12 protein-coding genes are annotated in these 13,045 nt (G+C 72.9%); 7 read left to right on the top strand and 5 right to left on the bottom strand.

Going from position 1 to position 13,045, the window contains the following annotated elements; translation table 11 throughout:
* Positions 1–187 precede the first annotated feature (187 nt).
* Positions 188–1,753, bottom strand: a complete 1,566-nt coding sequence (locus AB0H75_RS01435; protein ID WP_367788128.1) for a hypothetical protein — start codon at positions 1,751–1,753, stop codon at positions 188–190.
* Positions 1,750–2,667 carry an ABC transporter ATP-binding protein gene (locus tag AB0H75_RS01430; protein WP_367788126.1) on the bottom strand — a complete coding sequence of 306 codons (918 nt, stop codon included), beginning with the start codon at positions 2,665–2,667 and terminating at the stop codon, positions 1,750–1,752. The genes AB0H75_RS01435 and AB0H75_RS01430 overlap by 4 nt, the downstream gene beginning before the upstream one ends.
* 36 nt (positions 2,668–2,703) lie before the next feature.
* Here AB0H75_RS01430 and AB0H75_RS01425 point away from each other — a divergent pair, with 36 nt between their 5' ends.
* From AB0H75_RS01425 to AB0H75_RS01395, 7 genes are all read left to right on the top strand, one after another.
* Entirely contained in the window at positions 2,704–4,305 is a 1,602-nt protein-coding gene (locus AB0H75_RS01425) for an acyl-CoA carboxylase subunit beta (RefSeq protein ID WP_367788124.1), read from the top strand.
* Positions 4,302–4,538, top strand: a complete 237-nt coding sequence (locus AB0H75_RS01420) for an acyl-CoA carboxylase subunit epsilon (RefSeq protein WP_367788122.1) — start codon at positions 4,302–4,304, stop codon at positions 4,536–4,538. The genes AB0H75_RS01425 and AB0H75_RS01420 overlap by 4 nt, the downstream gene beginning before the upstream one ends.
* 107 nt (positions 4,539–4,645) lie before the next feature.
* Positions 4,646–5,587: an NYN domain-containing protein gene (locus tag AB0H75_RS01415; RefSeq protein ID WP_367788120.1), complete on the top strand. Its 942-nt coding sequence runs from the start codon at positions 4,646–4,648 to the stop codon at positions 5,585–5,587.
* A gap of 82 nt (positions 5,588–5,669) precedes the next feature.
* Positions 5,670–7,073 (top strand): AlkA N-terminal domain-containing protein, encoded by a 1,404-nt coding sequence (locus tag AB0H75_RS01410; protein WP_367788118.1) that lies wholly within the window; start codon positions 5,670–5,672, stop codon positions 7,071–7,073.
* Positions 7,070–7,570: a methylated-DNA--[protein]-cysteine S-methyltransferase gene (locus AB0H75_RS01405; protein ID WP_367788116.1), complete on the top strand. Its 501-nt coding sequence runs from the start codon at positions 7,070–7,072 to the stop codon at positions 7,568–7,570. Before AB0H75_RS01410 ends, AB0H75_RS01405 begins: the two co-directional genes overlap by 4 nt.
* 314 nt (positions 7,571–7,884) lie before the next feature.
* Positions 7,885–8,157 carry a hypothetical protein gene (locus AB0H75_RS01400; RefSeq protein WP_367788114.1) on the top strand — a complete coding sequence of 91 codons (273 nt, stop codon included), beginning with the start codon at positions 7,885–7,887 and terminating at the stop codon, positions 8,155–8,157.
* 67 nt (positions 8,158–8,224) lie between these two features.
* Positions 8,225–8,656, top strand: a complete 432-nt coding sequence (locus AB0H75_RS01395; RefSeq protein WP_367788112.1) for a MarR family winged helix-turn-helix transcriptional regulator — start codon at positions 8,225–8,227, stop codon at positions 8,654–8,656.
* Between the two features lie 13 nt (positions 8,657–8,669).
* On the opposite strand, the gene AB0H75_RS01390 is transcribed toward AB0H75_RS01395, so the two are convergent.
* The 3 genes from AB0H75_RS01390 to AB0H75_RS01380 are packed head-to-tail and all read right to left on the bottom strand — an operon-like array spanning position 8,670 to position 13,035.
* Positions 8,670–9,617, bottom strand: a complete 948-nt coding sequence (locus AB0H75_RS01390) for a hypothetical protein (RefSeq protein ID WP_367788110.1) — start codon at positions 9,615–9,617, stop codon at positions 8,670–8,672.
* Positions 9,614–10,288, bottom strand: a complete 675-nt coding sequence (locus AB0H75_RS01385) for a hypothetical protein (RefSeq protein ID WP_367788108.1) — start codon at positions 10,286–10,288, stop codon at positions 9,614–9,616. The genes AB0H75_RS01390 and AB0H75_RS01385 overlap by 4 nt, the downstream gene beginning before the upstream one ends.
* Positions 10,285–13,035, bottom strand: coding sequence for a BTAD domain-containing putative transcriptional regulator (locus AB0H75_RS01380; RefSeq protein WP_367788106.1), 2,751 nt, complete (start codon positions 13,033–13,035; stop codon positions 10,285–10,287). The genes AB0H75_RS01385 and AB0H75_RS01380 overlap by 4 nt, the downstream gene beginning before the upstream one ends.
* Between the last annotated feature and the right edge of the window lie 10 nt (positions 13,036–13,045).

Here is a 13,045-nt window from a genome sequence, read left to right as displayed (position 1 = left end):
CAATCATGCTTTGAAGAGTAGCGAGTCACTTTTCGAGCCCGTAGACCGGTCTCAGCAATTGGACTAGACCAGTGTGAGGGAGCGCCGTCGCCTGGAGGAGCGGCGGGAGCGCAGCGACCAGAGCGGGGGAAGGGGACGGCATGAGGCGACCGAACACGCCTCCACGGAGTGGAGGCCATGAGCACGATCAGGAGGCTTTGGAGACGGTGGACAGGAGGTCGGGGAGGCGGGCGAAGCCGATGCGGGCGGCCAGGCGGCGGCCGAGCAGCTCGACGAGCAGGCCGTAGAAGGGGGCCGCGACGCTCACCCACGTCAGCCCGAGCACCAGCGGCACCAGGAACGGCAGGCACAACACCGCGATCGCGACCATGGCCCCCATCGAGGACGCGAACGCCTGCCCGCCCTGCCCCGGCACGGCGCTGCTGAAGGCGTTCATCCGCTCGGGCACCGCGTACGGCAGCACGACGCTGGTCACCGAGCCGACCCCGAGCCCGATCCCGAGCGCGCCCCACCCGGTCAGCAGGGCCGGCGCGATCGCCCCCGGCTGCCCGCTGAACAGGCTGACGGCGACCGCGATCACCCCCAGCACCGGCACCCCGACCAGCGCCCCGGCCAGGTGGCGGCCGGCCAGGTCGGTGGCCAGGTCGCGCTCGGAGCCGAACGTCACGGCGTTCATCCACAATGAGCGGCCCTCGATGCCGAACGCGTTGCCCGACTGGAGGGCGATCATCAGCGCGCCGATGACGGTGACGAGGATCGGCAGCGTGGGGCCGGGCCCGCCCCCCGAGGTACGGCCGAGCGAGAACGCCAGCACGACCGTCACCACGATCGCGCTGAACCACCCCACCCGGAACCTCGGCTCGCGCCGGATGTACTTCAGCTCCTTGGCCACCACGGCGGCCAGCGGCCCGTCCGGCAGGACGCGGTCCGTCCAGCCGCTGCCCTTGCGTACGGAGGCCGCCTGCGTGGACACGTCGGGCGTCACCAGCGCCCGGCCCAGCGCCTTGATCCACAACCAGCCGAGCACCGCCACGAGCAGCGCCAATAACGCCAGCTCGGCCAGGCCGACCAGGCCGCCGTCGGCGACGGCGTGCGCGGCCATGCCGGGCGGGGTCCAGCGCAGGACGCCCGCCAGCCGGCGCAGCATCGCCTCAGGATCGCCGAGGCCCCGGTTGACGATGAGGTTGGGCAGCTGCGCGAGCAGCACGACGAGCAGGGCGGCCACGGCGAGCACGTCCCGGCCGCGCCGGGTGCGCAGCGCGCTGGACAGCGACGTGGTGATCAGGCGCGAGGTCACCACGCAGAGCGCGAACTGCAGCAGCACGGCCGGCACCCCGAGCAGCGCGCCGCCGAGGCCGCGCGGCAGCGCGATCAGCGCGCCGGACGTGACGACCAGCATCGCGAGCGGCCACACTCCGGTCACGGAGGCGGTGAACATGCCGACCGCGAGGCGGCGCGCGGGCAGCGGGAACAGCGCCAGCTTGGCCGGGTCGAGCGTGTCGTCCAGGCCGAAGGCCAGCAGCGGCACGATCATCCAGCCGATCAGGAACAGGGCGAAGGCGACGATCACCAGGGCCGTGGCGACGTCGGGGGGCGCCAGGCGCAGCAGGCTCATCAGGACGAAGCCGAACCCGGCCACGACGAGGGCGAGCAGCGTGGTGAGGATGAAGGCCAGCATGCGCTGGACGTCGCCGCGCAGGTTCCCGGCGAGGAGGCGGAGCTTGAGCCGGGCGAAGAGCGCGACCGTGCTCACCGCGCGTCCTTCCCGGACTCGGACGCGGGCGAAGGCGCGGGCGCGGGAGGAGGCCCGGGCGCGGGCGCGGGAGGAGGCGCGGCGGGGCCGGGAGGGGGAGCGGAGCCGGGGCCGGAGCCGGAGCCGGGGGTGGGTTGCTGGAGGTCGCGGGCCCTGGCGCCGAGCCAGGCCAGCCCGGCGCCCTCGCGGGCGTGCCCGACCCCGCCGACCAGCTCCAGGAACGCCTGGTTGAGGCTGCGCCCGCCGCGGACCCGCTCCAGCGGCCCCTGGGCCACGATGTGCCCCTGGTTCATCACCGACACCCAGTCGCACAGCCGCTCGACCAGGTCCATCACGTGGCTGGAGAAGATGACGGTGGAGCCGGAGGCGGTGAAGCCCTTGAGCACCTCGGTGAGGGTGTTGGCGCTGACCGGGTCCACGCCCTCGAACGGCTCGTCCAGGAACAACACCGACGGGTTGTGCAACAGCGCCGCGGCCAGGCCGATCTTCTTGCGCATGCCGGTGGAGTAGTCGACGACGAGCTTGTCGGCGGCCGCGGTGAGGTCCATCACCGCCAGCAGCTCGGCGGCCCGCCGCTCGACCTCGGCCTTGGGGATGCCGCGCAGCCGCCCGGCGTACAGCAGCAGCTCGTGCCCGGACAGCCGCTCGAACAGCCGCAGCCCCTCCGGCAGCACGCCGATGCGGGCCTTGACCTGGACCGGGTCGCGCCAGACGTGGAACCCGTCCACCTCGGCCGTGCCGCCGTCGGGGCGCAGCAGCCCGGTGATCATGCTGAGCGTGGTGGTCTTGCCCGCGCCGTTGGGGCCGACGAGGCCCGCGAAGCTCCCGGCCGGGACGACGAGGTCGGCCCCGGCCACGGCGACCTGCTGTCCGTACCTCTTGAACAGGCCGTGCGTGCGAACGGCATCCGTCATGGAACCACTCTAGGAGGAGGGACTAGCCTTGCGCGCATGAGTGCAGCCGCGGAGTCACTACCGGAGAAGCCGGACAGCCAGCCGGACATCCACACGACCGCCGGGAAGATCGCCGACCTGGAGCGCCGCCTCGACGAGGCCGTGCACGCCGGGTCCGCGGCGGCGGTCGAGAAGCAGCACGCCAAGGGCAAGATGACCGCCAGGGAGCGGGTGCTCGCACTGCTGGACGAGGGCTCGTTCGTGGAGTTCGACGAGTTCGCCCGGCACCGCTCGACGATGTTCGGGCTGGAGAGGCGGCGGCCGTACGGCGACGGTGTGATCACCGGTCACGGCACGATCGACGGGCGGCAGGTCTGCGTGTTCTCGCAGGACGTCACCGTGTTCGGCGGCTCGCTCGGCGAGGTGTACGGCGAGAAGATCGTCAAGGTCCTGGACCTGGCACTCAAGACCGGCTGCCCGATCATCGGCATCAACGAGGGCGGCGGCGCCCGCATCCAGGAGGGCGTGGTCGCGCTCGGCCTGTACGCCGAGATCTTCAAGCGCAACGTGCACGCCTCCGGGGTGATCCCCCAGATCTCGCTCATCATGGGCGCGGCGGCCGGCGGGCACGTCTACTCTCCCGCGCTGACCGACTTCGTGGTGATGGTGGACCAGACGTCGCAGATGTTCATCACCGGCCCGGACGTCATCAAGACGGTGACGGGCGAGGAGGTGACGTTCGAGGAGCTGGGCGGTGCCCACACGCACAACACGAAGTCGGGCGTGGCCCACTACCAGGCGGCCGACGAGAACGACGCGCTCGACTACGTGAAGGCGCTGCTGTCGTACCTGCCGTCCAACAACCTCGACGAGGCCCCGTCCTACGAGGCGGCCGCCGACCTCGATCCGGAGCCCGCGCTGGACGCGGTGATCCCCGACTCGCCCAACCAGCCGTACGACATGCACGAGGTGATCGGGCACGTTCTGGACGACGGGGAGTTCCTGGAGGTCCACGCGCAGTTCGCGCCGAACATCGTGGTCGGGTACGGCCGGGTGGACGGCCAGTCGGTGGGCGTGGTCGCGAACCAGCCCATGCATTTCGCGGGATGTCTGGATATCAACGCATCGGAGAAGGCCGCACGCTTTATTCGAACATGTGATGCGTTCAATATTCCAATCCTGACATTTGTCGATGTGCCAGGTTTCCTGCCCGGCACCGATCAGGAATGGAACGGAATCATCCGCCGCGGCGCCAAGCTCCTCTACGCCTATGCCGAAGCCACCGTCCCGCTGATCACGGTGATCACCCGCAAGGCGTACGGCGGCGCGTACGACGTCATGGGCTCCAAGCACCTCGGCGCGGACATCAACCTCGCCTGGCCCACCGCGCAGATCGCGGTCATGGGCGCGCAGGGCGCGGTCAACATCCTCTACCGCCGCGAGCTGGCCGCCAGCGGCGACCCCGACGCCGAGCGCGCCCGCCTCGTCACCGAGTACGAGGACACGCTGGCCAACCCCTACATCGCCGCCGAGCGCGGCTACGTGGACGCGGTGATCCGGCCGTCCGAAACCCGCCCCCAGATCGTCCGGGCGCTGCGCGCGCTGCGCAACAAGCGTGCCACGCTCCCGCCGAAGAAGCATGGGAACATCCCGCTGTGACCGAGTCCGCGCACCCGCCCGTGCCTCCGCCCGCGGCCCCTCACCTGCGCGTCGTCCGCGGCGACGCCACGCCCGAGGAGATCGCCGCCCTGCTGGTCGCGCTCGCCACCCGGCGGGCGCGGCCGGAGCCCGCTCCGGCACCCCCGCCGCAAAGGTGGCGAAACCCAGCTAGAGGTATGCGTAAGCCTGTCCTCCCAGGGAAGTCGGCATGGCGGATGAGCGCCCTACCCTAGATAGATCCTGGGAATCGGGTGTCAAGTTCCCCGGGAGTTGGGACTATCTAGAGAAAGTAGGCGTATATAGTCAGCCGATCAACTAACACCGCGGCCTGGAGGACGACATGGCCATCCCAGACCTCATGCCGCATCCTGTGGCAGCCAAGTACGCCGTCCTGGTGGATGTCGGTTATCTGTACGCGGCGGCCGGTGAAGTGCTGCTGGGTGCGAAGGAACGCAAGGAATATCGGGTGGCCGCAGATGAGCTCATCCAGAGCCTCCAGAAACATGCAGAGCAACGTATTTCTGGCGAACTGCTGCGGATCTATTGGTATGACGCCGCCCGCGACCGCGTGCCCACCGTCGATCAGCGGGTCATCGCCCAGCTCCCCTGGGTGAAGGTACGACTTGGCAACCTCAACGCCCGTGGCCAGCAGAAAGGCGTGGACGCCCAGATCAGGAGCGATCTGGAGGCGCTGGCGCGGCACCACGCGGTCACCGACACCATCCTGCTGGCGGGCGACGAGGACATGGTCCCCGCGGTCGAGGCGGCGCAGGCGTACGGGGTGCGCATCCACTTGTGGGGCGTCGAACCCCCGTACGGCACCAACCAGGCCGAACGCCTGGTCTGGGAGTCCGACACCGTTGAAGTGATCTCCGCTGATTTCCTGAGGCCCTTTTTCAGCCGTGCTCCGCAGCCCGTGGCGGTCGTCGCGCCGCCCGCCACCCCCTCTCCCGCCCAGGTCTTCGCCGGCCGCACGCCGGTCAAGCCGCACGTCAAGCCCGGACAGGTGGCCAAGCTCGGCCCGAGCAGGCCGCGCGTCGAGGACGTCGGCGAGCACGTGGCACAGAAGTGGATCCTCACCCGCGGCCGCGACAACATCCGCGACCTGCTGCCCGGGCCGATCCTGCCGACCGTCATCGACACCGAGCTGCTGATCGAGGCGGAGAAGGAGCTCGGGCACTCGCTGCGCCCCTTCCCCGAGGCGCGGGTGTGGCTGCGCGACGGGTTCTGGGCGCGCGTGTACCGGGAGTTCGACCTGGGGGTCGGCGTCTCGTCCAAGTGACCGCGCCCATGTCCCGGGGCCGGGACGCTGACGTCCGAAATCCGCCAGTCACCGCCCCAGGGCAGGGCGTACCGTCGAAGGCATGTCACCACTAGAGCTCGACTTCGACTCCTGCTACCGGGCCGTCTCCGCCAGGGACGCCCGGTTCGACGGGCGGTTCTACACGGCGGTGACCACGACCGGCATCTACTGCCGTCCCATCTGCCCGGCGCGGACGCCCTCGTCCAGGAACGTGCGCTTCTACCGGCACGCGGCGTCGGCGGAGGCGGCCGGATTCCGGCCGTGCAAGCGGTGCCGTCCCGAGCTGTCGCCCGGCGATCCCGGCTGGGACCAGCGGGGCGAGCTCATCGGCCGCGCGCTGCGGCTGATCGACGACGGCGCCGCCGACGAGCAGGGCGTCGCCGGGCTGGCCCGGCGGCTGCACATCACCGAGCGGCACCTGCACCGGCTGTTCGTGGCCGAGCTGGGGGCCGGGCCGCTGGCGGTGGCCAGGACCAAGCGGCTGCTGCTGGCCAAGCAGCTCCTCACCGAGACCGGGCTGCCGGTCACGGACGTGGCGTTCGCGGCCGGGTTCGGCAGCGTGCGGCAGTTCAACGCGACGATGCGGGAGACGTACGGCTTCACGCCCAGCGAGCTGCGGGCCACGGCCGCCGGCCGCCGGCCCGACTCCCTGACCGGGCCCGCCGGCGCGTTGCGGCTGCGGCTGCACCGGCGGGAGCCGTACGACGCGGACGGGGTCCTGGCGTTCCTGGCCGCCCGGGCGATCCCCGGGCTGGAGAGCGCGGACGGGACGTCGTACACGCGGGCCGTCCCCGGCGGGACGATCACGCTCACGCCCCTGCCCGGCCACGTCGCGCTGGACGTGACCGTGGCCGACACGCGGCAGCTCGCCCGCGTCGTGGCCCGCTGCCGCCGCCTGCTCGACCTGGACGCCGACCCCGAGGCGATCTCCGAGGCCCTCGGCAGGACCTCGCTGCGGCCGCTGGTGGCGGCGCGGCCGGGGCTGCGGGTGCCGGGGGCGTTCGACGGGTTCGAGCTGGCCGTGCGGGCGGTGGTGGGGCAGCAGGTCTCGGTGGCCGGGGCCCGTACGCTGCTCGGCCGCATCGTCGCCAGGGCCGCCGCCCCCGACGGCCTGTTCCCCACCCCCGACCGGCTGCTGGAGACCGACCTCACCGGGCTCGGCCTGACCGGCCGCCGCGTCGCCACGCTCAAGGACCTGGCCGCCCGCCTGGTGGAGGGCCGCCTCGACCTGGACGGCGGCCAGGACCCCGCCGAGGCCGTGGCGGAGCTGCTGGACGTCCCCGGCATCGGCCCCTGGACCGCCGGCTACGTCGCGCTGCGCGCGCTGCGCGACCCCGACGCCTGGCCCGCGGGCGACCTCGTGCTCAGGAAGCGGATGGCCGCCCTGGGCATTCCCGACGACGAGACCGAGCGGTGGCGGCCCTGGCGGGCCTACGCCGCACTGCACCTCTGGAGCTCATCATGATCGCTGCACAGCTCGTCCCGACCCCCATCGGCCCCCTGGCCCTGCTGGCCCGCGACGGGGTGCTGGTGGCGGCCGGCTTCACTCCCGAGCCCAAGGAGATGTTCGTCCGGCTCTCGCCCGCGTTGCAGGCGGAGGGGCTGGACGTGGTGGACGACCTGGGGGCCGCCGCGGAGGCGGCCCGCGCGTACATGGCGGGTGACCTCGACGCCCTGGACGCCGTCCCCGTGGAGCAGCCCGGCTCCCCCACCCGCAGGCGCCTGCACGCGGCGCTGCGCGAGGTGCGGGCGGGCACCACCGTCTCCTACGCGGAGCTGGCCGAACGCGCCGGCCTCCCGCGCACGGCGGCCCGCGCCGCCGGCTCGGCCTGCGCCCAGAACCTCATCGCCCCGTTCGTCCCGTGCCACCGGGTGCTGCCCAGCACGGGCGGATACGGCGGCTACTACTACGGCGTACCGGTCAAGGAGTGGCTCCTCGCTCACGAAACAGGGCATAAGTAAAACCCAGAGTAACGAGTCAGCGACATTCGGTAATGTGTTCGCCATGTCCCCGACCCAGGAGCACGAGTTCTTGATCGAGCTGGTCCGGCATCGCCCTTCCCTGGTGGCCACGTTGCTCACCGAGATGAGCCATCGGGATGGACCCTCCGCCCGATCGTCCTCGGCCCCGACCAGGTGCCGATGATCACTGACCTTGAACGGGCCGTCGCCGAGCCCGAGCTCACCGCCCTCTCCGCCATCGTCCACGGCTCCACGGAGGACGGGCGCAAGGTCCCGCGTTCGCCGTCACCACGTTCAGGGAGATCATGATGGCCATGGGCACCTACAAGGAGCCTCGCAGCAGCCTGTTCCGCGAGTTGATCGAGCAAGGGGTCGAGCGGGGGGTCGAGCAGGGAATCGAGCAGGGGATCCAGCGGGGGATCGCACAGGGAGAGGCCGAAGCCATCCTGCTGGTCCTGAGGACGAGGGGCCTTCCCGTGTCCGAGCAGGCCGAGGAGCGCATCCGCGCCTGTGAGGACCGGGAGCTGCTGCTCTCGTGGGTCGCGAAGGCGGTCACCGTCGAGAGCGCGGACCAGCTCTTCGAGTAGGGCCGTGGCGGCATAGAGTGGGCGTGTGCGTTGTTTGCACACGCCCACTATCGCCGGGAGGTGCCTCATGGGGCTGGCCGATGACGCCGTCGAGGCGCGGGCACAGGGATGGCGGACCCTCGCCGTGCTGCACGCCCGTATCGAGGAGCGGCTGGAGCGGGCGTTGCAGAAGGAGCACGGGCTGAGCGTGAGCGAGTACACCGTGCTCGACGTGCTCGGCCGGCAGGACGGCTGGCACATGCGCATGCAGCAGCTCGCCCGCGCGGTGGTCCTCAGCCAGAGCGCCACGACCCGCCTGGTCACCCGCCTGGAGAACCGCGACCTGCTGCTCCGCTACCTGTGCCAGGACGACCGGCGCGGCATCTACTCCGAGGTCACCCCGGCCGGTCGCGAGCTGCTGGCCGCGGCCCGGCCGACGCACGACGCGGTGCTGAAGGAGGTGCTGGCCGAGGCCGCGGAGCAGCCGGAGCTGGCCCCGCTCGCCGCGGTGCTCGGCTGAGGCCGTCCGGCCGTCACTGCCCCTGCTCGCCGGGCTGGACGTTGCTCTGGATCTCGCCCACCGGCACGTCCCTGCTCGTTCCCACCTGGAGCGGGGCGAACTGGAACGGCACCACGTTGTCCTGCACCTGGACCGGCCACACGGTGTCGACGGTGAGCGTGTACTTCTCGCCCGGCCGGTCGATCGACGAGCGCAGGTAACGCACGCCGCAGGAGAACGTGCCTCCCTTGGTGTACGGCCTGCCCGCGGCGCCGCAGCCGCTCTCCGTCACCTCCGCCCGGTCCGGCGTCGTCCCCGGGTCAATCCTGACGTTCTGGAGCGTGGCGACCAGGGTCACGCTCATCACGCCGGGGATCTCCGCCGTGACCGTGCGCCGCGGCTGCCCGATGCCCTCCAGCCAGACCCAGGTGGCCAGGTTGACGTAGCTCTTGGCGTCGGGGTTGAGCTTGACGGTGGGCTCGGGCGCGGTCAGCGCGGCGCGGGCGATCTGGGCGAGCTGCTGGATCGTGATCCCGCCCGGCGGGGTGGTGGCGGGCGGCACGAACAGGAACAGCTCCAGGTCGCCCCAGCAGGCGGCGCCGTTGGGGTCGGCCTGGTTGTAGGCCGGGGTCCACCATCGCCCCGGTTGGCCGAGCTTGTCCTTGAACTGCTTCTCGAACGCGGTGCGGCTCTTCTCGTCGATCGCGGTCCGCCTGGCGTTCTCGGGATTGTCGTGCTGCTGCCGGTACATCGTCTCGGCGTCCGGGCCCGGCTCGTACCAGCACGGGCGCGGGATGCGGTAGCCGTCGCCGCTGCCCCGGCCCGCGCCGTCGCCGCTGATCCTGATGGAGCTGCCGGCGAGGTTCACGAACGCGGTCCGCCGGTTCTGCCCGGCCTCGGCCCGGACGTTGTCGCCGGCCCCTCCGTCACCTGGGCCGAGGAACAGCGGCGCCAGCAGCGACACCGCGATCAGAGCTTTCATGGGCTGCATCTCTCTGTGGAGGTGAGATAGGTCCTGATGCGCCACACCCCGTCGGGCCCCCGGTGGGCGACCAGGCTCTGGCCGTAGGGGGTGCGCAGCCACCGGGGTTGCGGGGAGACGGCCTTGCCGCTCTTCGCCGAGACGACCTGGACGCGCGACTCGTCCACGCACGCGTCGAGCTGGGCGCCCTTGCCCATGCGCGCGCTGACCCGCAGGTGGTAGAGCCGTCCGGTGCCGCGGATCGACTCCTGGTCGTCGATGAAGGCGCGGATCCACTTCGTGGCCTGCGCCTCGGCGTCGATCTCCAGGTTGTGGCGGTAGCCGGGCTCGCCCCGGACGATGGCCCTGCGGGTGCCGACGTACTGGTCGACCATGACCCGCAGCAGCGGGTCGGGGTGGGACGGCCACTCGACGCGGACCTTCAGGCCGTCGGCGATGGCGATGGTCTGCGGCCCGGACGGCGGCGCGCCGTCCGAGGGCCGCTCGCCCGGCGTGCCGCCGTCCGGCGTGCTCCCGTCGGGCGCGTCCTCCGCCGGGTCCGTGCCCGGGGCCGGGGAGGAGGCGGGTACGGGGCGGGGCGCGGTGGCCGCCGCGCCGGGCGCGTACGGCTGCTCCGCCTGCCCGCACCCCGCCAGGAGCGCGAGCCCGAGCAGGGCGGCGATGCGTCTCATGCCGATGACTCCCTCACGACGTGGATGCGCCACGTGGGCAACAGTTCCTCGATCAGCGCCTCGGTCTCCGGGGCCAGGCCGCCGCCGTACGGATGCGCGGCGGCCCGCCTGGTCAGGCCCTCGACGACGGCCCGCAGCCGGACGTTGTCCTGGGTGGCGTGCGTGGCCCGCAGCAGGTCGCGCCACAGGCCCTCGTCGTCGGCGGCCAGCAGCAGCGCCTGGCGCACGGCGGCCACCGCGGCGTCCGGCTGGCCCTGGGCGAGCCGGATCTCGCAGAGCTGGTGAGCGGCGTCGGCCACCTCGGCGGTCACGTCGTACTCCAGGTCCTCGGCCGCCAGCCAGGCGTACCTGCCGGGCGGGCGGCCGGCCAGCAGCGGGCCCCTGACCAGGCCGAGCGCCTTCTCCAGCAGGACGGGACGGGCCGACGGGTCGCCGTGCGAGCGGCGTACCAGCTCGCGGAAGACCATCCAGTCCGTACGCACGCCGGGCCCCAGCCGCAGCCGGCCGGCCTCGTCGGCGAGCAGGTGGTCGGGGCCCAGCCATTCGGCGACGCGGGCGATCGTGGCGTCCCTGACCAGGTCCTGGACGCCGCGCGGCCACAACACCCCGCCGAGCACCACGGGATGGACGCCGCCGGGATGCGTGGCCAGGTAGACCAGCAGCTCGGCGGCCAGCGCCATCCGGCCCTCCTCCAGCGGGCGCAGGCCCAGGACCTCGGCGGGGCCGAGCATGCGGATCTCGACGGCCGGCCGGCGCGGACCCGCCAGCGGCTCGGGCTCGGAGATGGGCTCGCCGTCCATGCGGTCCGCGGTGCGGAACAACTCGACCAGCGCCCGGTAGTGGCGGCGCGGCAGGAGCTGGGCGTCCACCTCGAAGCCCAGCTCGGCGATGCGGGCCTTGCCGGTGTCGGTGATCTCCAGGGTCCAGGTGGCGTGCGGGACCTCGCCCGCCACCACGTAGCCGGCGGTGTCCCGGCGGGCCAGCAGCGCCAGCCGGCGGGCCTCCTCGTGCGTGGGCGCGACCGCCGACAGCAGGTAGTGGGCCTCGCGCGGGCTGCCGGTCACGCGGCCGGTCAGCACCTCCGCGCGCGGGGCCGCCGCGGCCTCCAGCTCGGGCAGCACCTCGGCCAGGCCGCCGACGGCCCTGATCCGGTCGGGCGCGATGGCGGTCAGCTCCGCGCCGAACCCGACGAGCGTGACCCGCATGCGGTCGGACCAGCGGTTGGTGGCCAGCTCGACGGCGATGGCGGCCAGCGCGGCCGTGGTCTGCGGCCCGCGTACGTTGATCAGGCCCTGCGCGGCCTCCAGGTCGACCAGCACCCGGCCGCCCGCGTTGGTGCCGAGGGAGACCAGCCCCGGATAGGGCGCGCCGCCCGGCTGGTCCTCCAGCAGCCGGCCCTCGTGGGCGGGCAGCCGCCAGACCTGGCCGCCGTCCTGGGCGGTCCAGGGGGCGGGCGGGTCCGGGTCCGGTGGGTGCACCCACAGGTCGAGCGTGCGGGCGGACAGGTGGGCCGCGTACACGGTGGGCGGCGTGCGGTGCTGGGCCGCCAGCTCGGCGCCGAGCAGCCGCAGGCCGATGTCGAGGATGCGGGCTCCGGGCGCGTCGCCGCCCAGCCGCAGCGCGACCTCGGCCTCGGCGGCGTCGCCGTGCGGGCGGGCGATGCGGCGGCCGGACACCCGCCGCCAGAGCTGCTCGCGGCGGCGGCGGGCGAGCACGAGCAGCAGCCCGGCGGCGGCCAGCGAGGCGGTGGCGAGGTAGTCGGCCAGCTCGCCCGGCCGGGCCTCGCGCATCACCGGCTGCTCGTCGCGCCGCGCGCCGCCCTCGCGGCGCTGCTCCTGCTCCGACCGGCGCTGCTCCTGCCCCGACCGGCGCTGCTCCTGCTCGGGCAGGCGGTGCTTGGCCTCGCCCCGGTGCTCGCCCTGGTGTTCGGCCCGGTCCTGCACGGGCCCGGGGACGTGGGCCCGCCCCGGATGCTCGCGCAGGGTCTGCTGACGCGGCTGGTCGGCCGGGACGATGTGCGTGTGCCGGGCGTCGTCCGGCATGTCCAGCACCCAGCCGGGCCTGATCAGGTCGGCCATCCGCAGCCGGGAGCCGTCCGGCTGCTCCTTGGCCTGGTTGAGCCGGTAGATCTCGTGGTAGCGGCGGCCGTCGCCGAGGCACTTCTCCGCGATCTCCCACAGGCTCTCGTGGTGGCGCCCGTGCGGCGGCTGCACCACGTACACCTTCTTGGTCTTGTGGGTGTCGAGCGTCGTCCGCTCGACGATCGGCGCCGAGTACGCCACCGCCGTCACCGGCGGCGCGGCGGGCTGCGGCGCGAGCTTGGCGAACGGCGCCACCGCGGCCCCGGCCGTGAACAGCAGCAGCGCGGCGCCGACCAGCTTGTTGGCCAGGGCCTGGGTGCCGCCGGACAGCGGCACGCGGGCGGGCATGCCGACCCGGCGGACGCCGGCGTACACCTCGACGAGCACGCACACGAACAGCTGGAACCAGGCCAGCCACACCAGCAGGATCAGCACCGCCTCGATCGTGGAGGGCCCCACCTGGCTGGTGAGCGTCTCCAGCGTGAAACGGCCGGGCGCGATCGGCGGCCCGACGAACCTGAGCAGCGCGTACGGCACCCCGCCCACGAGCGCGACCAGCACGACCAGCGCGCCGAGACCGGCGACCACGTCACCGGCGCCGCGCCTGGCCGGGATGCGCGCGGGGGCGTGACGCCCCTGGGGACGCGCGGGCTCTCGCGTCGGCATCGCCTCTCCT

Source organism: Nonomuraea sp. NPDC050783, assembly GCF_040802095.1.
Classification (GTDB): Bacteria; Actinomycetota; Actinomycetes; order Streptosporangiales; family Streptosporangiaceae; genus Nonomuraea.
Note: the sequence above shows the minus strand (reverse complement) of the source record. Positions and strands in the feature narration are given on the sequence as shown.